The sequence below is a fragment of the Nocardiopsis sp. NPDC006832 genome, assembly GCF_040635885.1.
GTDB lineage: Bacteria > Actinomycetota > Actinomycetes > Streptosporangiales > Streptosporangiaceae > Nocardiopsis.
Genome location: NZ_JBEYLC010000008.1, coordinates 1 through 20,532 on the forward strand (window position 1 = coordinate 1; position 20,532 = coordinate 20,532).

The 20,532-nt window shown below is 69.5% G+C and carries 17 protein-coding genes; 9 read left to right on the plus strand and 8 right to left on the minus strand.

The window, feature by feature from the left end; translation table 11 throughout:
• From ABZ717_RS05905 to ABZ717_RS05920, 4 genes are all read left to right on the plus strand, one after another.
• Positions 1-743, plus strand: a 743-nt coding sequence (locus ABZ717_RS05905; protein WP_358506240.1) for a radical SAM protein, incomplete at its 5' end; no start/stop codon positions are given.
• Positions 740-1,345: a CDP-diacylglycerol--glycerol-3-phosphate 3-phosphatidyltransferase gene (gene pgsA / locus ABZ717_RS05910; RefSeq protein WP_358506243.1), complete on the plus strand. Its 606-nt coding sequence runs from the start codon at positions 740-742 to the stop codon at positions 1,343-1,345. The genes ABZ717_RS05905 and pgsA, both read left to right, overlap by 4 nt.
• Positions 1,342-1,890 carry a nicotinamide-nucleotide amidohydrolase family protein gene (locus tag ABZ717_RS05915; protein ID WP_358506246.1) on the plus strand — a complete coding sequence of 183 codons (549 nt, stop codon included), beginning with the start codon at positions 1,342-1,344 and terminating at the stop codon, positions 1,888-1,890. Before pgsA ends, ABZ717_RS05915 begins: the two co-directional genes overlap by 4 nt.
• A gap of 157 nt (positions 1,891-2,047) precedes the next feature.
• Complete coding sequence (locus ABZ717_RS05920) at positions 2,048-2,404, plus strand: helix-turn-helix domain-containing protein (RefSeq protein ID WP_067604946.1); 357 nt, start codon at positions 2,048-2,050, stop codon at positions 2,402-2,404.
• Between the two features lie 78 nt (positions 2,405-2,482).
• Here ABZ717_RS05920 and ABZ717_RS05925 read toward each other — a convergent pair whose 3' ends face one another.
• The 5 genes from ABZ717_RS05925 to ABZ717_RS05945 all read right to left on the minus strand — a co-directional run bounded on the left by ABZ717_RS05925 (position 2,483) and on the right by ABZ717_RS05945 (position 7,886).
• Complete coding sequence (locus ABZ717_RS05925; protein ID WP_358506250.1) at positions 2,483-2,947, minus strand: Rrf2 family transcriptional regulator; 465 nt, start codon at positions 2,945-2,947, stop codon at positions 2,483-2,485.
• Between the two features lie 178 nt (positions 2,948-3,125).
• The gene (locus ABZ717_RS05930; RefSeq protein ID WP_358506253.1) at positions 3,126-4,595 is read right to left on the minus strand and encodes a glycoside hydrolase family 3 protein; all 1,470 of its coding nucleotides are present in this window, start codon (positions 4,593-4,595) and stop codon (positions 3,126-3,128) included.
• An 83-nt stretch (positions 4,596-4,678) separates the two neighbouring features.
• Positions 4,679-5,560 (minus strand): carbohydrate ABC transporter permease, encoded by an 882-nt coding sequence (locus ABZ717_RS05935; protein WP_067604953.1) that lies wholly within the window; start codon positions 5,558-5,560, stop codon positions 4,679-4,681.
• Positions 5,557-6,537: a sugar ABC transporter permease gene (locus tag ABZ717_RS05940; protein WP_358506256.1), complete on the minus strand. Its 981-nt coding sequence runs from the start codon at positions 6,535-6,537 to the stop codon at positions 5,557-5,559. The genes ABZ717_RS05935 and ABZ717_RS05940 overlap by 4 nt, the downstream gene beginning before the upstream one ends.
• 65 nt (positions 6,538-6,602) lie before the next feature.
• Positions 6,603-7,886 (minus strand): extracellular solute-binding protein, encoded by a 1,284-nt coding sequence (locus ABZ717_RS05945; RefSeq protein WP_358506259.1) that lies wholly within the window; start codon positions 7,884-7,886, stop codon positions 6,603-6,605.
• A 254-nt stretch (positions 7,887-8,140) separates the two neighbouring features.
• Between ABZ717_RS05945 and ABZ717_RS05950 the strand changes: the two genes are divergently transcribed.
• Complete coding sequence (locus ABZ717_RS05950) at positions 8,141-9,355, plus strand: ROK family transcriptional regulator (protein ID WP_358506262.1); 1,215 nt, start codon at positions 8,141-8,143, stop codon at positions 9,353-9,355.
• Between the two features lie 49 nt (positions 9,356-9,404).
• On the opposite strand, the gene ABZ717_RS05955 is transcribed toward ABZ717_RS05950, so the two are convergent.
• The 3 genes from ABZ717_RS05955 to ABZ717_RS05965 are packed head-to-tail and all read right to left on the minus strand — an operon-like array spanning position 9,405 to position 16,003.
• Complete coding sequence (locus ABZ717_RS05955; protein WP_358506265.1) at positions 9,405-11,006, minus strand: serine/threonine-protein kinase; 1,602 nt, start codon at positions 11,004-11,006, stop codon at positions 9,405-9,407.
• Between the two features lie 12 nt (positions 11,007-11,018).
• Positions 11,019-11,546 carry a GNAT family N-acetyltransferase gene (locus ABZ717_RS05960; RefSeq protein WP_358506268.1) on the minus strand — a complete coding sequence of 176 codons (528 nt, stop codon included), beginning with the start codon at positions 11,544-11,546 and terminating at the stop codon, positions 11,019-11,021.
• 5 nt (positions 11,547-11,551) lie between these two features.
• Positions 11,552-16,003 (minus strand): DEAD/DEAH box helicase, encoded by a 4,452-nt coding sequence (locus ABZ717_RS05965; protein ID WP_358506271.1) that lies wholly within the window; start codon positions 16,001-16,003, stop codon positions 11,552-11,554.
• A gap of 116 nt (positions 16,004-16,119) precedes the next feature.
• Between ABZ717_RS05965 and ABZ717_RS05970 the strand changes: the two genes are divergently transcribed.
• The 4 genes from ABZ717_RS05970 to ABZ717_RS05985 all read left to right on the plus strand — a co-directional run bounded on the left by ABZ717_RS05970 (position 16,120) and on the right by ABZ717_RS05985 (position 20,384).
• Complete coding sequence (locus tag ABZ717_RS05970) at positions 16,120-16,314, plus strand: DUF3046 domain-containing protein (protein ID WP_358506277.1); 195 nt, start codon at positions 16,120-16,122, stop codon at positions 16,312-16,314.
• A gap of 172 nt (positions 16,315-16,486) precedes the next feature.
• Positions 16,487-17,629 carry a recombinase RecA gene (gene recA / locus ABZ717_RS05975; protein WP_358506280.1) on the plus strand — a complete coding sequence of 381 codons (1,143 nt, stop codon included), beginning with the start codon at positions 16,487-16,489 and terminating at the stop codon, positions 17,627-17,629.
• Positions 17,622-18,239: a regulatory protein RecX gene (locus ABZ717_RS05980; protein WP_358506283.1), complete on the plus strand. Its 618-nt coding sequence runs from the start codon at positions 17,622-17,624 to the stop codon at positions 18,237-18,239. The genes recA and ABZ717_RS05980 overlap by 8 nt, the downstream gene beginning before the upstream one ends.
• A 777-nt stretch (positions 18,240-19,016) precedes the next feature.
• Positions 19,017-20,384 carry a DUF222 domain-containing protein gene (locus tag ABZ717_RS05985; RefSeq protein WP_358506286.1) on the plus strand — a complete coding sequence of 456 codons (1,368 nt, stop codon included), beginning with the start codon at positions 19,017-19,019 and terminating at the stop codon, positions 20,382-20,384.
• Positions 20,385-20,532 lie beyond the last annotated feature (148 nt).

Here is a 20,532-nt window from a genome sequence, read left to right on the forward strand (position 1 = left end):
AGAACTCCACCTCCTACGGCAAGGACCTGGGCGACGTGCGCGCCTTGGAGAAGCTGCTGCCGCGCCTGGCCGCCGTCGAGGGGCTGGAGCGGGTGCGGGTCAGCTACCTGCAGCCCGCCGAGGTCCGCCCCGGCCTGGTGGAGGTGCTCACCACCACCCCCGGCGTGGTGCCCTACTTCGACCTGTCCTTCCAGCACGCCAGCGGCCCCCTGCTGCGCCGCATGCGGCGCTTCGGTGACCGTGAGCGCTTCCTGGAGCTGCTCGCCACCGCCCGCAAGGGCGCACCGGAGGCCGGCGCGCGCTCCAACTTCATCGTCGGTTTCCCCGGCGAGACGGAGGAGGAGTTCGAGGAGCTCGTGGCCTTCCTCGGCGAGGCCCGTCTGGACGCCATCGGTGTCTTCGGCTACTCCGACGAGGACGGTACCGAGGCCCTGAACCACGCCGACAAGGTGGCGGAGGACGTCGTCGCCGAGCGTGTGGACAGACTCAACCGGTTGGCCGAGGAACTCATGGCCCAGCGGGCCGAGGAACGCATCGGCGGTGAGGTGACCGTCCTGGTGGAGGCCGTTCTCGAAGACGGTGTCTACGAGGGCCGGTCCGACCACCAGGCACCCGAGGTGGACGGCAGTACCATCCTGTACGGCGAGGGCCTTTCCGTCGGTGACCTGGTGCGCGCCACCGTCATCCAGGCGGCCGGGGCCGACCTCGTCGCCGAACAGGATGGGGAAGCCGGAGAAAGATGAGCACCCACGACCCCGCGGCGTCGCCCGCCCCCCAGGTTCCCCTGTGGAACATCGCGAACATCCTCACGATGAGCCGCCTGGTCATGGTGCCGGTCTTCGTCTGGTTCATGTTCCTGGACGGCACGTGGTGGCGTCTGGCGGCGTTCGGCGTATTCGTCGTGGCCGCCATCACCGACCGTGTCGACGGTGAACTGGCCCGTCGCCGCAACCTGGTCACCGACTTCGGCAAGATCGCCGACCCGATCGCCGACAAGGCGCTCACCGGGGCGGCGCTCATAGTGCTGTCCATCCAGGGCGACCTGTGGTGGTGGGTGACCATCGCCATCCTGGTGCGTGAGTGGGGCATCACCTTCCTGCGCCTGGCCGTGCTGCGCTACGGGGTGATGCCCGCGAGCAGCGGCGGCAAGCTCAAGACCGTCCTGCAGATCGTCGCGATCAGCATCTACCTGTTCCCGTTGCACCTGCTGCCGTTCACCGACGTGTTCACCTGGATCGCCCACATCGTCATGGCGGCCGCCCTGACGATCACCCTGTGGACCGGGCTGACCTACGTCCTGGACGCGGTGCGTCTGGTGCGCGCCAAGGGTGGCAACAGGACGTGAGCGAAGAGGCGCCCCGGCCCGTGGGCGGATCCATCGGTACGGCGGCCCTGGAGGCCGCCACCGACGTCCACCGCGCCCTGTTCGAGGCCGGGGCCACCTGCGCCACCGCCGAGTCCCTCACGGGCGGTCTGATCGGCGCTCACCTGACCGCCGTCCCCGGCACCTCCGCCACCTACCGGGGCGGGTTGGTGACCTATGCCACCGACACCAAGGCCTCCTTGGCGGGGGTGCCCGCCGACCTACTGGCCGAGCACGGCGCCGTCCACCCCGACGTGGCCTTCCACATGGCCCGGGGCGCCCGCCGTGCGTTCGGATCGGACTTCGCGGTCGCCGTCACCGGCGTCGCCGGACCGGATCCCCAGGACGGGCGACCCGTCGGCACCGTCTTCGCCGCGGTGGCGGGACCCGACTCGCGCACATGGGTCGAACGGTTCCGTTTCACCGGCGATCGTGCGGGTATCCGCTACCACACGGTCGAGGGCGCGCTAAGGCTCCTGATGACCGCCGTTCGCGGGAACGATGCGGGCAGCAGCACCCGGTATTGACCCTTTCGCCCGGTGCCCTCTCCCATAGCGTGGGAACAAAAACACCCCCGGATGGGGTTCACCCTCCAGCGAACAGGACAATGAGAGGTGCCCGAATCGGGCGTGAGGCGGGTACGGTGTTGTATATGAAGGTCGCTACCGGTGGGAGGGAGCGCGAATGATGGTCCTGCTTCGTCACCTACTTGGTGACGTGCTCAGGCGGCTAAGGCAGCGCCAGGGCCGCACCCTCCGTGAGGTGTCGGCCGACGCACGTGTTTCCCTCGGTTATCTTTCCGAGGTCGAGCGCGGGCAGAAGGAAGCCTCTTCCGAGTTGCTGTCATCGATCTGCGGGGCCCTCGGGGTGCCGCTGTCGCAGGTGCTCAGGGAGGTCTCCGACCAGCTCGCGTTGGCCGAACTCCAGGAAGCCGCCCTGTTGGAGGACGCGGTCTCCGGCGACCCCGTTCCCGCCCGGGACCTCGGCATCGCGCCCGTACCCGACCGGGTGCCCCAGGTGGCCGACATGGCCGGCGTCTGACCAGGCCCTCCCACACATAGACGTGGGAAACCGGTCCTTCCCCTGAGGGGAGGACCGGTTTCTCGTGTCTTCGGGGGTTCAGCGGTGGCTGTGGTTGACCCAGGAATCGGGGTCCTCGGCCAGGACCCGCACCTGGTCGGGGAGGTCGTTGGTGACCAGGTGCTGGAGGTTGACCCCCTCCAGGATGGCGCGTTCACTGGCGCGCAGGGCGATCCACACCTGTTGCAGACTGCGGGCCGCCCCGTCGTAGTCGACGTGTTCGGGGCGTTCACCGCGCACGTTGGCGAGCGGTCCGTCGACCGCTCGGATGATGTCGGCGAGGGATATCTCCCCCGCGGGCCGGGCGAGCCAGTAGCCGCCAACGGGACCCCGTTGACTACGAACCAGACCTGCTCGGCGTAGCTGGGTGAGGATGTTCTCTAGGAATTTTCCGGGGATGGCCTGCGCGCGTGCGAGCTGCTCGGCCGTCACCGGACCGTCGCCGGCGACAGCGAGCTCTGCGGCCGCGCGAAGCGCGTAGTCGACCCGGGCTGAAAGGCGCATGCTGTGATTATGCCGTGGTTAGAAGGGCGAATGGGGCACCGGTCCCCGACGGGTGTCGCCGAAGGCCGGGATGCTACGGCTCAAGGATACTTCTCCTACCGGGTACGGGGGACATGGGTGACGATTCGGAGACGGGTACGGCGAGAGACATCGGGGCGGCCCACGCGACCGAAACCGGTCAGCCGGTCACCTCCAGGGCCCCGGCCGCGCCGAGAAGTTCGGCCGCGCTCAGCCCGTTGACGTGGGCGGCCCCGTACGTGCTCACATAGGCGCCGCAGTCGGGCCGCCAGATGGGCAGGCCCATCTCCACCACCACCGCCTTCGGGTGGGTCGCCAAAAGGCCTCTGACGAACGCCTGGGCGCTCGGGTAGCGGTGCGCGTCCCGCACGACCACGACCAGGTCGCGATCGCCCACCGCGGACAGGACCGTCGAGGGATCGTCGACCTCGGGGGAGACCCGCACCGTGTCGCGGAACCACGGACCCAGGCCCCAGGGGACGTCGCCCACCGCCATGCCGGCCGGTGCGTCCACCTCGACCACGTACGGGTCCGCCAACGACGGCAGCTCACCGTCCACCCGTACGGCCCGACGGGCGCCGGTCAGCCCGATGGCCGAAGAGGCGTCGTGGCGGGCGCGTTCGACGGCCGAACGACCCACCCACGCGCGCAGGTCCGCGTTGCGTTCGGCGGCCTCCTCCAGCCGTTCCCCGCGGAGCCGACCCTCGCGGACCGCCCGCACCAGGGCGGCCCGGACCTCGGCGACCTGGTCGGCGTACACGAAGCGGCCCAGGCACAACAGGTCGCAACCGGCCGCGACGGCCAGCACGCTCGCCTCGGGGATGCCGATGCGCTCGCTCACCCCGCGCATGTCCATGGCGTCGCTCACCACGACCCCGGTGAAGCCCATCTCCTCGCGCAGCAGGTCGTTGAGCAGCGCGTGGTTGAGGGTGGCGGGCCCCTCGGTACCCAGCGCGGGTAGTTCGATGTGGGCGGTCAGGATCGAACGCACACCCGCGTCGACGGCGGCCCGGAAGGGCATCAGCTCACGGCGGCGCAGCAGGTCGGCGTCGGCCTCCACCAGGGGCAGCGTGTGGTGGGAGTCCTGCGAGGTCGCCCCGTGGCCGGGGAAGTGCTTGGCGCAGGCGGCCACTCCGGCCTCCTGCAGGCCCCGCACCGAGGCGGCCGCGTGTCGGGCCACCAGTTCGGCGTCCGAACCGAAGGAGCGCGTTCCGATCACCGGGTTGTCGTCGGCGACGTTGACGTCCACCGATGGCGCCAGGTCCAGGTTGAAGCCCAGGCCGGCCAGTTCCAGCCCCAGGGCCCGGAAGGTCTCGCGGGTCAGGTCGGGGTCGTCGACCGCGCCCAGCGCGGCGTTGCCGGGGTAGTCGCTGCCGTGCGCCTGGCCGATGCGGGTGACGTCGCCGCCCTCCTCGTCCAGGGAGATCAGCGGCGGAAGGTCGGTGACCTCACGCAGGCTCGCGTTGAGCGCGGTCACCTGCTCGGGGCTGCGCAGGTTGTTGTGGAACAGACAGACGCCCGAGATCCCGTCCGCCAGACCGTCCAGGATCCAGCGGGGGGCCTGGTAGGACTCGAAGGGCACCAGCAGGGTGGCGTTGGCCAGACGCTCCAGGGTCGGGTCGTGCGGCATGGCGGACTCCGTTCGTGAACATGGGTGCCCGATCGCGGGCATACGTGTGGCGGGTGAAGGGGGTGTCGGTGTGTCTTACGAGGTCAGCCCTTGACCGCTCCCATGGTCAGGCCCGATACCATGCGGCGTTGGACGAAGAGGAAGAAGATCATCACGGGGACGGTCAGCAGCGTCGAGGCGGCCATGATCGACCCCCACTCGATGGACACGGCGCCGAAGTAGTACTGCAGGGAGATCGGCAGGGTGTAGGCACCGGTGTTGTTCTGCAGGAACGTGAAGGCGACGAGGAACTCGTTCCACGCGGTGATGAACGCGAAGATGCTCGCCGCGGCCAGGCCGGGCGCCACCAGCGGCATGAGGATCCGCCAGAAGATCGTCCACCCGCCGGCGCCGTCGATGGCCGCCGCCTCCTCCAACTCCCGGGGCACCGCGGACACGAAGTTGCGGATCATCAGGATGGTGATCGGCAGCGCGACCGCCACGTAGATCACGAACACGCCGGACAGGTTGCCGACCAGTTCGAGGTCCAGGGCGTTGCCCAGGTGGAAGAAGTTGATGAACAGGGAGATGATCAGCGCTTCGACCGGGACCATCTGGATCACCAGCAGCATGATGATGAAGGCCGAGCGCAGCTTGAACCGGAACCGGGCCACGGCGATGGCGGCGAGCAGGGCCAGCATCGCCGCGAAGGCCACCGATCCGACGGTCACCACCAGGCTGTTGCCGAGGAAGGACCAGAACGAGGTGCCGGGGATGAGGACGCCCGACAGGACCCGCTCGAAGTGCTCCAGGGTGATCTCACGTGGGAACAGGGTGGGCTGCCGGGTGAAGATCTCGCCGGTGGGCCGCAGAGCGGTGGCCAGGACCCAGTAGACGGGAAAGACCGCGAAGACGAAGACCGCGAGGGCGGCCAGGTACAGGCCGAGTCTTCCGACGGACCTGCGCAGTCGGTGGACGTTGTTCATCGGGCCTCCTCCTGGCGGATCATGGTGCGCAGGTAGTACGCGCTGATCACGAGCACCAGGACGGTCATGATCACGGCGATCGCCGACCCCATGCCGTAGTTGGGCGGGGTCGAGGCGAAGCCCAGTTGGAAGATGTAGGTCGGGATCAGCGAGATGTCCCGGTTGCTGACGCCGTTGCCGAGGATGAACAGCTGGGTGAAGATCCGGAAGTCCCAGATGACCTGCAGCACCAGCAGCAGCGCGAAGAGCGGGCGCAGCATCGGGAAGGTGACGCTCCAGAAGCTCTTCCACGCGCCGGCGCCGTCGATGCGGGCGGCCTCGTAGAGCTCGTGCGGGATGCTCTTGAGCCCGGCCAGGACGCTGATCGCCACGAACGGGAACGACTGCCACACCACGGTGACGATGAGGATGGGGAAGAGGGTGCTCGGTGAGTTGAACCAGTTGAACTCGTTCCACCCCGAGCCCACCAACCAGTCCGGCAGCGCGGTCAGGAGGGTGTTGATCAGTCCGTACCTGGTGTCGAACAGCCAGCGGTAGACGATGGCGGCACTGATGACGGGCGTGGCCCACGCCAGCATCAGGCCGAGTCCCAGGGTGGTCGACGCCCACTTGGGCAGCTTGTGCATGAGGAGGCCGACGAGCGTTCCGAGGATCATCGTCAGGACCACCATGGTCAGGCAGACGATGATCGTGTTCCGGAACACCGACCAGAAGCGCTCGTCGGTGAGCACGTAGAGGTAGTGGCCGAAATCGTTCCACTGCGCCTCTTGGCCCCGCAGCTGCTGTAGTCCGTAGTCGTGCAGCGAGATCCACAGCATCTGGCCGATCGGCCAGAGCAGGACCACCGCGAGCACGGTCAGCGCGGGCAGGATCAGGAGGTAGGGGACGAGTCTGATGCGGGTGCGACGGGAGGCGGCCCGTGGCCGTCCTGGCGAGGGCGCCTCGGGTTCCGTGGCGCGTTCCAACGTTTGAGTCATGGACCGTTCCTGGCGGGTCGAGGGGCGGCCGCCTGGTGCGCGACCGCCCCTGTGCTTGGGGCGACCTACTCGGAGACCTCACGGTTGAGGGCCTCGGTGAGCTCTTCGTTGAGCTCGGGCAGGACGTCGTCGGCGGACTCGCCCTCGGCCATGCGCTGGACGGCGGTCTGGATCGTGGTCAGTTCCCACTGGACGTGGCCCCAGTTGGCGGTGTCGGGGAACAGACGCAGGTCGCCGGTGGCCTGGGTGGCGGCGCCGGCCAGGATCGGGTCCTCCTGGAAGGTGTCGCTCTCCAGCACGTCGGTGTAGGTGGGGAACATCGACGACACCTCGTTGTAGGGCAGCGCGTTGTCCTTGCTGTTCAACGTGGTGATGTAGTCGAAGGCGGCGTCGGGGTACTCGGAGGTGCCCCACACGGCCAGGTCGGAGCCGCCGCCGAAGGCGGGCGCCATACCGTCCACCCCCGGGATGGGCGTGGTGGCCCAGTGGCCGGCGTGCTCGTCGTTGAGGTCCTCCAGCTGGGCCTGGGCCCAGGGACCGTCGATGAACATGCCGACCTCGCGGTTGACGAAGTCGGCGTGGGCGCAGTCGACCTCGTTGAGGCCCACGCAGGCGCTCGGGGAGATGCCGTCGACGGTCAGCCCGGCGTAGAACTCCAGGGCCTCGGCGGTCTCGGCGGAGTCGAGTTGTCCGACCCACTCGCCGCCCTCCTCGACGGCGAACTCACCGTCGTTGGCCCAGACGAAGCTGGCGATGCCGTTCAGGAAGTCGGTGGGCGCGGCGAAGCCGGGGACGTCGTACTCGTCCTCGATGTCCTCGGCGACCTCGACCAGTTCGTCCCAGGTGGTGGGCGGCTCGTGGCCCAACTCCTCCAGCTGGTCGGTGTTGTACCAAAGGGCGCGAACGCCGCTGTACCAGGGGATGCTGTACTGTGCGTCGCCGAAGGTACCGTTGGCGTAGGCCCCTTCGAGGAGGTCGGCGCTGTCGTCCCAGCCCTCGACGTACTCGGACACGTCGTAGAGGGCCTCGGCCTCGGCCCAGGTGGCGACCTGGTCGTTGCCGATCTCTACGACGTCGGGGCCGCCGGAGACCAGAGCGGTCTGGAAACGCTGGCTGAACTCGCCCCACGGGATCCACTGGACGTCCACGTCGGTGTCGGGGTAGAGCTCCTGGTACTGCTCGGTGACCGAGTCCATGAAGGCGTTCTGGTCCTCGTTGGCGTCGCCCATACGCCAGACGGTGAGGGTGTCGGGGGCGTCACCGGACGAGCCGCCGTCATCGGATCCGCCACCGCAAGCGGCGGCCAACATGACCACGGTCGAGGCCAGTGCGATCTTGGGGAACCTCATGTGAACCTATCTCCCTTCGCACGTCGCGCCGGGGCGCGGCGCCTGTGCTCGAAGCAACCTGGGATCATGAACGGATCCGTGTGCCTCGACGTCTGATCGGGGGGTGCTGGGGCAGCACTTTCCTGGTCGCCCCTCCGGCGCGGGTACCGGGGTCCGAAACCACTACGGACCAGCCGGGACGTGACCTCCTGTGAGGTTGTGAGCTAAATTAACAGGAAACTTTCCTAATAAAAACAGGGTGAGGTGTCACGGTTATGTCTCAACGTCCGGGGACTCCCCGGCTGCTGCGCCAATTGAACGATCGCGCGGCACTCGAACTCCTACTCTCCGGCGGCCCGTTGACCAGGACGCAACTCGGCACGAGGACCGGTCTGTCGAAGGTGACGGCGTCCCAACTCCTGGCTCGGCTGGAGGAACGCGACCTGGTCCGGGTGGTGGGCAGCAGGGCCGGAGGGCGAGGCCCCAACGCCGCCCTCTACGCGGTCGTCCCGGAGAGCGCCTACGTCGCCGTCCTCGACGTCAGCGCCCACCGCGTCACCGCGACCATCGCCGACATCACGGGTCGGATCATCAGTGACGTCAGTGTCGACCCCAGCGCCTCCGACGATCCGGTCGCCCTGGTCCACACCGCCGTGATGCGGCTGGTGGAGACCGCCGAGGTCCCCCTCGAAAAGGTCCGCGCCTGCGTCATCGGCACCCCCGGGGTCGTCGACCCGCGCACCGGGGACATCCGCTTCTCCTTCGACCTCATGTCCTGGCACGAAGGGGTGCTCGAAGCGCTGCGCGCCGACCTCGAACGCTCGGTCATGTTGGAGAACGACGTGAACCTGGCGGCCCTGGCCGAACACGCGGAAGGGGCGGCCAAGGGGGTCGAGGAGTTCGTGCTCATCTGGCTCAGCGCCGCCGGCGGTGTCGGTATGGCCTCCATGATCGGCGGGCGCGTCCACAGGGGCCGCTCCGGTGGCGCGGGCGAGATCGGCTACCTGCCGGTGCCCGGAGCCCCCCTGTCCACCGACGTGGGTCTCTCCGGTGGCTATGAGTCCCTGAAGTCCGACGGCGACCGGGAGCTGCCGCACGGCTTCCAGGCGCTGGTCCACGCCAAGCAGGTGCTGCGCCTGGCCGCCGAACACGGCTTCACCGGAGAGGACGTCACCGAGGTGGTCGCCCGCGCCGCCGGCTCCGGAACCCCCGAGGGCGACGCCTTCCTCGACGTCTTCGCCGAACGGCTCTCCCGAGGAATCGCCGCCGTCAGCGTGATGATCGACCCCGGGCTGGTCGTCCTGGGCGGGGACGTCGCCCGCGCCGGAGGACCCAAGCTGGCCGAACGGGTGGAGGCCGCGACCGCCCGGATCGCACCCAACGCCACCGAGGTCGCCCTGGGAACGGTCGAGGGCAGCCCGGTCGTGCGCGGAGCCCTTCTGCACGGCCTGGAACGCGCCCGCGACGAGGTGTTCTCGGCCACCGTCTGACACCGTCTGACCCCCGACCGCGCCCCGGACGCCCCGGGGCGCGGGGGAGTCAGTCCTCCTCGCCGTCCGGGGACGGGGCGAAGGAGTCGAGCACCATCTCGAAGTCCTCCCGCTGTTCCTCCCGCAGGTCCTGCGGGAAGTTGAAGCTCAGCCGGTAGGAGACCGCGGTGTTCCCGTCGGTGATCTCACGGGTGAACATCCACCGTTCGGGGATCTCGCGCTCCTCGTGGATGTAGGTGGCCTCGTAGACCGCGCTCTGCACGCCGGGGCCCTCCAACCGCGGCTCCAGCATCAGCTGTTCCGCGTCGCTGTAGGCCTCGTCCTCGTTGAGCAGCTCGTCCATCCGGAGCATGGCGCCCTCGGCGTCGAAGACCAAGAGGTCGTATCTGGTCACGAACAGATCCATGTCGCCGGTCTCCACGCCGGTATCGAACTCGTAGGAGGCCAACCGGGTGACGCCGTTGCCCGGTGAGTCCTCCTCGTTCTCGACCATCGCCCAGCCCTCGGGGGCGACCAGCGTGACCACCCCGTCGTCGTAGCGGGTGAACCCCTCGGGAGCCCCCTCGGTCGAACCCTCCTGGGCCTGGGCGGAGGGTTCCGCCGATGGTTCCGGACTGGGTTCGGCGGCGGGCGTTTCCGGATCGGCGGCGACCTCCCGATCATCGGAGGAGAAGACGGACCACACCGTGAACGCGCTCAGCACCAGTAGGGCCAGGACGGCGGCCGCTCCGACGAACAGCGGCGTACGCGAGCGGCCGGGCCTGGTTCCGGTCGACGGCTCCGAGGCAGGGGTCGGGGTCGGAACAGGGGCCGGGGTCGGGACGGGATCGTCCAACAGGGCCAACGCCCGCTCCGGCAGCAGCCGGCGGCGCGGATCCCGTTCCAACAACCCGTTGATCACCGAGGCCGTCCGTCCCCGGGCCGGTACCGGCGGTACCGGATGGGTGAGCACCGCGGTGAGCGTCGATGTGATGGTGTCGCGTTTGAACGGCGACTCCCCGGCCAGGGCCGCGAACAGGGTGGCGCCCAGGCTCCACAGGTCCGACACCGCGCCGTTGTCGTCGTGTTCCAGGCGCTCGGGTGCCGCGTACGCCGCGGTGCCCAGGATCGCGCCGGTCCCCGTCAGCGCCGTCCCCCCGTGGTCGGGCAGGTTGGCGATGCCGAAGTCGGTCAGCACCGGCCGGGTACCGCCCGACGTCAGCATGATGTTGGCGGGCTTGACGTCACGGTGGACCACCCCGGCCCGGTGCGCCGCCCACAACGCGTCCAACAACGGGCGCGCGATCCGCTCCACCTCGGCCTCCGGCATGGGGCCGGTGCGGCGCAGACGGTCGCGCAGGGACTCGCCCTCCAACAGCTCCATGACAATGAACGGGGTCCCGTCCACCTCCAGGACGTCGTGCACGGTCACCACCGAGGGGTGGGCCACCCGTGCCGCCGCCTGCGCCTCGCGGATCATGCGCGCCCGGGCGCGCTCGCGTTCACGTGGGGGCATGTCGTGGGGGAGGTGGACCTCCTTGACCGCCACCTCACGGTTCAAACGGGTGTCGTGGGCACGCCACACGGTGCCCATGGCGCCGCTGCCGAGCTCGCCTCGAAGCTCGTAACGGCCGACGGAGGTACGGGGCGCCGGGGGATCAGTGGGGACCATGGGCACATCATCTCAAATCGGGAGCGCCGGAGCGTCCCGAGGCCGGGACGGATCCCGCCACATCGCCACGCGGGGACGGACCAGGATGCCCGCCTCCTCTTCGATCTCCCACTGACGGACCAGACCCGGTCCCCACTCGGTCCGGGCGAGTGTGACGAAGCCCCGCCGCTCGTACCAGGGGCCGTTCCAGGGCAGGTCACGGAAGGTGGTGAGGGTGACCCGGTCTCGTCCCCGGGCGGCGGCCTCGGCGCACACCCGCTCCAGTAGGGCACCGCCGATTCCGCGCCGGCCGTGTTCCGGATCCACCGCGAGCTGTTCCAGATGTGCGGCGTCGTCCAACGTGATGGTCGCGGCCAGACCGACCACGGAGCCGGCCACCTCGGCCACCCACACGTGTTCGACGTGCTCCACCATCTCCCGCGGATCGTCAGGGGGCAGCTCCAGTCCCGCTCGCGCGAACAACGTGTCGGCGGCCAGGGAGACCGCCACCACCGCGTCCATGTCCTGTCGCCGCATGCGGCGGATCACCGGTTCGATCATGATGCTCAGCGTCGCAGACGCAGACCCTTGGGGGTGACGTGGAAACCCGCCGCCACCAACGCCGGGTCCAGCGACGTACCGAACACCTCGACCCCGTCGGCCCGCTCCACCAGCAAGGACTCGACCCGGCCGCTACGTACCAGATCGGCCACGGCCCGGGCCGCCCGCTCCAACAACGCCGGGGCGGACCCGAAGGTCAGCGCGGACCGGCCCGGCGACAGGTACAACGTGGGCAGGCCCCCGTCCAGGACGACCAGGGCCCCCGCCGTGCGACCCGGTCGATGCGCGCCCACCACGCCCGCCGGCCACGCCAGCTCGACGCCGTACGGATTGGCCGGATCGGTGGCCGCCAACACCACCGGATCCGAGGTCCCACCGGGTGTCTCTCCCGACAGGGCCCGCAGCCGGTCCACCGCACCCGGCAGCGCGAACTGCGCGCCACCGAGACCCTCCACGAAGTAGCCCCGACGCACCCGCCCGGTCTCCTCCATGGACCGCAGCACCCGGTATTCGTCCGTCGACAGGCCGCGCCCCTGGTGCCCGCGCACCAGGACCCCGCCGCGTGCCAGTCGTGCCTCCACCCGTGCCAGGGCCCGCCGGGTCGGATCCGGGTCCGGTTCGGGCAGCGCCCACCACCGGCCCGCCGCCGTCGGCGGCCCCGCGCGGGTCGGCAACACCGGGCGTCGTCGCGAACGTGACGAGGGCCGACGTGGCGCCGGGCCCGAACCCGCCCACGCACGCAACGGCGCCAGGGAGTCATTGGTGACGCACCCCGACCACACCAGCTCCCACAACGCCGTCACCAGATCGGCGTCGGAGAACACCGCACCGCCCGCCGCCCGGGCCACCCCGTCGGCGAGGTCACGGAAGAACAGGGCCCCGCCCGAGCGCAGTGTCCCCAACACGGCCGCCGCCGTCGTTCCCTCCTGCGGTGGAAGCGGCTCCGGCAACGACGACGAGGCGTCCTCGGCGGGGGCCACCACCAACCAACCGTCCCCACCCGGCAGCGAGCCCGCGCCCGTCCACACCACCTCACCGGCCTGGGTGAGCGCGTCCAACGAGGCGGGGACGAAACCCTCCACCCTGGCCGGCAGCACCAACGATTCCAGGGACGAGGCCACCAATGGCACGCCCCGAAGCGACTCCACCGCCTCGAACACCGCGTCCGGACCACGCCACCGCTCACCCGGAACCGCCCGTTGCCACAACGGGACGAAGACCGCCAACGTCGCCGGTTCCACCGGTTCCACCTCGCGGCGCAGCCGGGCGATCGACCCCCGCCGCAACCGGCGCAGCACGTCCGCGTCACACCACTCGGTGCCCGTGCCACCGGGACGGAACCCACCACGGGCCACCCTGCCCCGCCGGGCCAGGTCCCGCAGGGCGCCCTCGACCGCGTCGACGCCCACACCCCAGCGGGCCGACACCTCCGCCGACGTGAACGGTCCGTGCGTGCGCGCGTACCGGGACACCAGGTCCGAGAGGGGATCCTCCACCGGTTCCAGGAACACCGACGGGACCCCGGGCGGTGGCTCGGAGCCCAACGCGTCCCGCAGCCGCGACACGTCCTCCACCGCGCACCAGCGCTCCACCCCGGCCACCCACACGCGCACCACGCGCCTGGCGCCCTCCAGGGCGAACAACCAGTCGGGGTCCGCCCCACGCTCGACCGCCTCATCGGTCGACAACGGACCCACCTCCCGCAGCAGGTCCGCGGTCCCCTCCAGGTCCCGCACCGGAGCCGCCGACCGCTGCAACAGGGCGCCGGTACGCTCCACCACCTCCGGGTCCAACAACTCCCGCAGGTCCGCGCCGCCCAACAGGTCCGCCAACAACGACGTGTCCAGGGTCAACGCCTGCGCCCGCGACTCCGCCGCCGGCGCGTCCCCCTCGTACAGGAACGCGGCCGTGTACTCCATCAGCAACGACCGCGCGAACGGCGACGCGTGCGTGGTCTCCACCTCCACCACCCGGATCCGCCGCGCCCGCACGTCCGACAGCACCCGCGCCAACTCCGGAACGTCGAACACGTCCCGCAGACACTCGCGCACCGTCTCCAACACGATCGGGAACGACCCGTACCGACCCGCCACCGACAACAGGTGCCGCGCCCGCAGACGCTGCTGCCACAACGGCATCCGACGGTCCGGGCGTTGACGCGGCAACAGCAGCGCCCGCGCCGCGCACTCACGGAACCGCGACGAGAACAACGCCGACCCGGTCAGCTCTTCGGTGACCAGCGCCTCCACACCGTCGGGGTCCACCGACACCAGATCCGTCAACTCGCCGGGACGACCCACGCCGCCGTTCTCCACGTCCGGCAGCCGCAGCACGATCCCGTCGTCGCCGTGCACCACCTGGGCGTCCATCCCGAACCGGTCGCGCAACCGCCCACCGATCGCCAACGCCCACGGCGCGTGCACCCGGGCGCCCAACGGCGAATGCACCACCGCGCGCCAGTCGCCCACCTGGTCACGGAAACGTTCGATCACCACCGTGCGATCGTCGGGCACCTGACCGGTGGCCTCACGTTGCTCCGCCACGTACTCCACCAGGTTGTCCGCCGCCCACTCGTCCAACCCGGCGGTGATCGCCCAGGCGCGCCCCTCCTCGGCGTCCGCCCCGGCCAACTCCCTGGTGGCCGCGCCCACGGCCCGACCCAGCTCCGCCGGACGACCCTGCGCGTCCGCCTTCCAGAAGGGCATCCGCCCCGGTCGCCCCGGCGCGGGCGACACCATCACCCGGTCCGCGGTGATCGCCTCGATCCGCCACGACGTCGAGCCGAGTACGAACACGTCGCCCACCCGCGACTCGTACACCATCTCCTCGTCCAGCTCACCGACCCGGGTGGGCGCCCGACCGTCCGGATCCGAGGCCAGATGCACCTTGAACAGGCCCCGGTCGGGGATGGTCCCACCACTGATCACGGCCAGTCGCTGGGCGCCGGGGCGGGCGCGCAGCACGTCCTCCTGCCGGTCCCAGACCAGACGTGGGCGCAGCTCCGCGAACTCGTCCGAGGGATAGCGTCCCGACAGCATGTCCAACACCGACTCCAGCACGGAGTCGGCCAGGTCGGAGAAGGGGGCCGCGCGCCGCACCACCGAGGCCAGCTCCGACACCGACCACTCGTCCATCGCCACCATCGCCACGACCTGCTGGGACAGCACGTCCAGGGGGTCGCGCGGCATCTCCAAACGCTCGATCCCGCCCTCGCGCATCCGCCCGGTCACGACGGTGGTCGCCAACAGGTCGCCCCGGAACCGGGGCAGGAACACCCCGCGCGAGACCTCGCCTACCTGGTGTCCGGCCCGTCCGACGCGTTGCAGACCACTGGCCACAGACGGGGGAGAGGCCACCTGTACGACCAGGTCCACGGCGCCCATGTCCACACCCAGTTCCAGGCTGGAGGTGGCCACCACGCAGCGCAGTCGGCCCGTCTTCAGGTCGTCCTCGATGAGTGCCCGCTCCGACTTGGACATCGACCCGTGGTGGGCGCGGGCGATCACGGCGTCCGCGCCCCGGCTCTGTCCGGACTGGCCGGCGACCTGCGCGGCGACCTCCTCCTCGGGCAACGTGACGCCGGTGCGTTCGGCGTACAGATCGTTGAGCCGGGAGCACAGCCTCTCAGCGGTGCGGCGGCCGTTGGTGAAAACGATGGTGGAGTGGTGCGCCTCCACCAGGTCCAGGACCCGGCGTTCCACGTGCGGCCACACCGATCCGCCCGGCTCGTCCAGGTCCGGCACCGGGACCTGCACCCGCAGATCCATGTGCGGGGCGTCCGGAGGGGCGACGATCCGCGCGCCGCCCAGATAGTCGGCGACCACCTCGCGCGGGCGCACGGTGGCCGACAACCCGATCCGCTGCGCCGGACGTTCCAGGAGTCGGGCGAGTCGTTCCAGACTGAGGGCCAGGTGGGCGCCGCGTTTGGTCCCCGCCAGGGCGTGCACCTCGTCCACGATGATCGTCTCCACCCCGGCCAGCCCCTCACGGGCCTTGGAAGTGAGCACCAGGAACAGGGACTCGGGGGTGGTGATGAGTACGTCCGGCGGGTGTGTGGCCAGACGGCGACGTTCCCGAGCCGGGGTGTCTCCGGTGCGCACCCCCACCGTGACGGGGGAGAGTTCCTGTCCGTCGGTGGCCGCGGCGTCGGTGATGCCGGCCAAGGGGCGACGCAGGTTGCGCTCCACGTCCACCGCGAGCGCCTTCAACGGGGACACGTACAGGACCCGGCAACGCCGAGAACGGTCCTCGGGCACGGGGGAGTGGAGCAACCGGTCCAACGACCACATGAAGGCGGACAGGGTCTTGCCCGAACCCGTGGGCGCCACCACGAGGGTGTCGTCACCGCCCGCGACCGAGGCCCACGCCTCGGCCTGGGCCCGAGTGGGCCCGTCGGGGAAGGCCTGTTCGAACCAGGTCCGCGTCGCCGTGCCGAAGGGTTCCAAGGGGCCGCTCATCCGGCCAGTCTGCCGAACGGCTCGGACAGAAGGAGGCGGAGGACACACCCGGCACCTCGAAAAAGGGCCTGTGGACAACGCCGTCGGGGTCCCGTCCATCACCCATACTGGGGCCGATGAGACTCACCAACTTCTGGAACAACATGCGCGAGCAGTTCGGCGAGGCCTACGCCGAGAGCCTCGCCAAGGACTACGTGATCGAGGGACTGGGCTCTCGCACCATCGAGCAGGCGCTGGCCGAGGGGGTCGGGGCCAAGGAGGTCTGGCGTGCGGTGTGCGAGGCGTTTGACCTTCCGGCCACCGCCCGCTGACCGACACGTTCGGTCCGGGTCCGATCCGCGTTCGATCTGTGGATGAACCAAGAATCGAACATAGGTTCGGGTAGAGTGGCCGCATCGCCGGCGAACGTCGCGATTGTCGTACCGAAGGCGTAGCGTCAGGCGCATCATGAAGAAAAAGGCATCGACCCTACAGGGGAACCCCGTGGCTTCTGGAGACCGAGACAAGGCTCTCGAAACAGCGCTCGCGCAGATCGAGCGGCAGTTCGGCAAGGGCTCCGTCATGCGCCTGGGCGACGACGATCGTCCGCCGATCGAGGCGATCCCCACCGGCGCCATCTCGCTGGACGTGGCCCTGGGCATCGGTGGCCTTCCCAAGGGCCGGGTCGTGGAGATCTACGGTCCCGAGTCCAGCGGTAAGACCACCGTCGCCCTGCACGCGGTGGCCAGCGCGCAGAAAATGGGTGGCATCGCCGCCTTCGTCGACGCCGAGCACGCCCTGGACCCCGAGTACGCCAAGAAGATCGGCGTCAACACCGACGACCTCCTCCTGTCCCAGCCGGACACCGGTGAGCAGGCGCTGGAGATCGTCGACATGCTGATCCGCTCCGGCGCGATCTCCGTCATCGTCATCGACTCCGTGGCGGCCCTGGTGCCCCGCGCCGAGATCGAGGGTGAGATGGGTGACAGCCACGTCGGTCTGCAGGCTCGCCTGATGTCCCAGGCCCTGCGCAAGATCGCCGGCGCGCTGAGCTCCACCGGCACCACCGCGATCTTCATCAACCAGCTCCGTGAGAAGGTCGGCGTCATGTTCGGCTCGCCCGAGACCACCTCGGGTGGTCGGGCGCTGAAGTTCTACGCCTCGGTCCGGTTGGACGTCCGACGCATCGAGACCCTCAAGGACGGCACCGACGCGGTCGGTAACCGTACGCGGGTCAAGGTCGTCAAGAACAAGGTCGCGCCGCCCTTCAAGCAGGCGGAGTTCGACATCCTCTACGGGGTTGGCGTCTCCCGAGAGGGCAGCCTGATCGACCTGGGCGTGGAACACGGCATCGTGCGCAAGTCCGGTGCCTGGTACACCTACGACGGCACGCAGCTGGGCCAGGGCAAGGAGAACGCCCGCAAGTTCCTGCACGAGAACGTCGACATGGCCAACGAGGTCGAGAAGAAGATCAAGGAGAAGCTGGGCGTTGGCGTGACCGCCGGTGACGACAGCGCCTCCGGATCCGACGCCGAGTCCAAGGCCGACCCGGTCAAGGACGCGATCGGCAAGGACGCCGTCGCCAAGGCCCCCGCCGCGAAGAAGGCCCCGGCCAAGACCGCGAAGGTGACCGACACGGATGCGTGAGCGGCGCCGGTCATCCGACCGCGCCGGGGCGGATGAGTCACCCGACCCGATGAACGCCGAGCACACCCCGGACGGGCCCGAACGCCCGTCCGGGGAGGACACCGAGGCCAAGGTCAAGAACCTGGTCCTGCGTATGCTCACGCACTCCCCGCGCACCCGCGCCCAACTCGAACGTTCCCTGCACCGTCGGGAGCACGAGGAGGAGGTCATCACGCGAGTCCTCGACCAGATCGAGGAAGCGGGGTTGATCGACGACGCCGCCTTCGCCAAGGGGTGGGTCTCCTCCCGCCACCACAGCCGACACCTGTCCCGCCGCGCGCTCTCCCAAGAGCTGCGCACTCGCGGAGTCGAAGAGGAGACCGTCCGCGAGGCGGTCGCCGAGGTCAGCGAGGAAGACGAGACCGAGGCCGCTCGCGTCTTGGCCCGCAAACGGCTGACCGGTAGCCGAGGCCACGACCCCGATACCCGTACCCGCCGGGCCCTGGGCGCCCTGGCCCGCAAGGGCTACCCGGCCGGTCTGTCATACCGGATCGTTCGGGAGGAGTTGGAAGCGGAGCTGGCGGCGGAGGCTGAGTTGGAGGCCGAGGGCGGGGGAGCTGAGGGCGTGTAGGGCATGTGGGGTCGTGAGGTTGTGGGGTTGTGGGGTCGTGGGGCATCGGGATGCTGTCTGAAGCAGGCCGGCCCTGAACTGGGCCCTTGGGTGGTTGGGCGTTGCTCGGGTGGGTGTGTGGGGCGCCTCAGGTAGAGAACCTTGGGGTTGTTGGGCGTTGCTCGGGCGGGTGCGTGGGGCGCCTGGGGTCGAGTTCCTTGGGGTGGTTGGGCGGGGTGGGGGTGGGTTCTCCCTCCTTCCCCGCCGCGTGATTGTTGCCGCCCGCACCGCACGCGTCAAGGCGATGGTGAGTGCTCTGGCAGCGTGGCTGGTGGCCTTGACCCGTGCGGCACGGGCGGCGGTTTGGCGGCTATCGGGGAAGGGGGGAGAGTGGTTGAGGTCCCAACGGCCCTGTGGGCCTGCGGGCCCCGGGGGCCCGGTCCGGCCGTGGCCGGCCGGATCCCTTCCCCACCGCCTCGCTGCATCGTTGAGCGCGTCGCCACTACGTGACGGGTCCGGTAACGAAGGGCCCGCTATAGGTGGGGCACGGGGCGGGGCGCGTCCCCGCGGTAGCCGGCTCTGGTCTTCACAGCGATGATCTTGCTCCTAGCGCCATGTTGGGCGCCCAAATGGGCGCTACGGACAAGATCAAAAACAGGAGCCCATTCGATTCCGGGATGTGGATAACCCAGAATAACCACCCCGCCTATGGTAGGCGCATTCACCGACCTGGAAATAGGTTGAATATACCCGCCGGTAAGCCTGTCATTCTCTGATGCATTCGCATATAATCAGAGTATGAGCTTTCCTCCCCACGCACCGCGCCCGACCGGGAACACCCCGGTCGATAAGGCGATGGCGGGTGCGCGGGAGATGGCGGTGGAATTCTCCGGCCGGGATATCCCGTTCGGGTGTGAAACCGAGACGCTCGCCCAGTTTCGCCGGCTCAATGGGGAAGTCGACCGGATCCGCTACGGGATGTTGCCCGCCCTGGCCCGGATGGAGGCCACCGGCGCCTTGTTGGAAGAGGGTGGCCAGCGCAGTATCCAGGCGTGGATCACCCACCAGTGGGGGACCTCTCCGGCCGAGGCCAAGAGCCTTGCCACCCTCGCCCGAGCGTTGTACCAGCAGCAGCTGCCCCTGGTGGAAGAAGCGTTCGGGAAGCAGACTCTGTCTTTGGGTGAGGCGTGCGCGATCGCGACCTCCACCGAAAAGGCCACCACCGAATGGGCGAAGGTCCTGGAAACGGCGGATGAGGAATTCCGTGCCCAGCGTCCTTCGGTGGAGGGGTTTCGGGCCCGGTTGGAATACGGGCTGATCGCCTATAAGCAGGAGTGCCCGCAGGCTTCGGTGCGCCAGTTGCGGGACGCGGCGAAATGGTTCGTCGCCCGCCTGGACCCGGAAAAGGCCGACCGGGACTACGATGAAACGTTCGAGAACCGGGGCGCCCAGTTCTCGCCCACGTTCGAGTCCGGGTTTTTGCTGCGGATGTGGGGGCCGGGGGCCGATAACGAACTGATCCAGGCCGCCCTGGAGGCTTACACGCAGCCGTATGGGCCGGAGAACGCCGCCGTGGCGAAGCATCAGCGCACTTATGACGCGATGATGCGGATCTTCGAGACCGCTCTGACCCACCGGGGTTGCTCCAGCCTGAGCCGCCAGCCGTTGGCGACCCTCAACATCACCGTCCCGCTGAAGCGCTTCCTCGGAGACGGCACCGCAGAGCCGGCCACCACCGAGGATGGTGTGGTGTTGCCCGATCAGATGGTGGCCCGCCTGACCCCCCACAGTTGGCTGCGCCGGTTCGTGACCGACGCCCAGGGCCGGACTCTGTTGGATGTGGGGCGTAAGCAGCGGTGCGCTCCGGACCCGGTCCGCCAAGCGGCCGGGTTCAAGAAGCCCTACTGCGAGTGGCACGAGGGCTGTGATGTGCCGCGTAGCTGGTCGCAGTACGACCACATCGTCCCCTTCTCCCACGGCGGGGCCACCAGCGCCGACAACATGCAGATCCTGTGCTCGACCCACAACAGGCTCAAGCACCGGTTACAGGCCAAGGTGAACCGGCAGATCTGGGAACACCACCACGCCCAGAACCGCCAAGAAGCAGGAAAGGAAGCCGGGTCCGGGGATGGGGAAGGAGAGCCAGCCCCAGCCACCGCCCCCTAACCACCGCGTACTTCCGCCAGGTGGAACACCACCCCGACGAGACCACCCCCGGTTGGGTGTCAGACCCCAAGGGCCCTATGCCCTGTGGGGATATCAGCATGCCCAGGGGCAGAAACACCGCGAACCCCCCACCCAGAGCCACATTCCG

Excerpts from the sequence above, each read along its gene's own strand:
- ABZ717_RS05935 (WP_067604953.1), bottom strand. The coding sequence starts at position 5,560 with ATGAACAACGTCCACCGACTGCGCAGGTCCGTCGGAAGACTCGGCCTG.
- ABZ717_RS05960 (WP_358506268.1), bottom strand. The coding sequence starts at position 11,546 with ATGATCGAACCGGTGATCCGCCGCATGCGGCGACAGGACATGGACGCG.
- ABZ717_RS05985 (WP_358506286.1), top strand. The coding sequence starts at position 19,017 with ATGAGCTTTCCTCCCCACGCACCGCGCCCGACCGGGAACACCCCGGTC.
- ABZ717_RS05970 (WP_358506277.1), top strand. The coding sequence starts at position 16,120 with ATGAGACTCACCAACTTCTGGAACAACATGCGCGAGCAGTTCGGCGAG.
- ABZ717_RS05925 (WP_358506250.1), bottom strand. The coding sequence starts at position 2,947 with ATGCGCCTTTCAGCCCGGGTCGACTACGCGCTTCGCGCGGCCGCAGAG.
- ABZ717_RS05920 (WP_067604946.1), top strand. The coding sequence starts at position 2,048 with ATGATGGTCCTGCTTCGTCACCTACTTGGTGACGTGCTCAGGCGGCTA.
- ABZ717_RS05930 (WP_358506253.1), bottom strand. The coding sequence starts at position 4,595 with ATGCCGCACGACCCGACCCTGGAGCGTCTGGCCAACGCCACCCTGCTG.
- ABZ717_RS05965 (WP_358506271.1), bottom strand. The coding sequence starts at position 16,003 with ATGAGCGGCCCCTTGGAACCCTTCGGCACGGCGACGCGGACCTGGTTC.
- ABZ717_RS05945 (WP_358506259.1), bottom strand. The coding sequence starts at position 7,886 with ATGAGGTTCCCCAAGATCGCACTGGCCTCGACCGTGGTCATGTTGGCC.
- pgsA (WP_358506243.1), top strand. The coding sequence starts at position 740 with ATGAGCACCCACGACCCCGCGGCGTCGCCCGCCCCCCAGGTTCCCCTG.
- ABZ717_RS05950 (WP_358506262.1), top strand. The coding sequence starts at position 8,141 with ATGTCTCAACGTCCGGGGACTCCCCGGCTGCTGCGCCAATTGAACGAT.
- ABZ717_RS05940 (WP_358506256.1), bottom strand. The coding sequence starts at position 6,537 with ATGACTCAAACGTTGGAACGCGCCACGGAACCCGAGGCGCCCTCGCCA.
- ABZ717_RS05980 (WP_358506283.1), top strand. The coding sequence starts at position 17,622 with ATGCGTGAGCGGCGCCGGTCATCCGACCGCGCCGGGGCGGATGAGTCA.
- ABZ717_RS05955 (WP_358506265.1), bottom strand. The coding sequence starts at position 11,006 with ATGGTCCCCACTGATCCCCCGGCGCCCCGTACCTCCGTCGGCCGTTAC.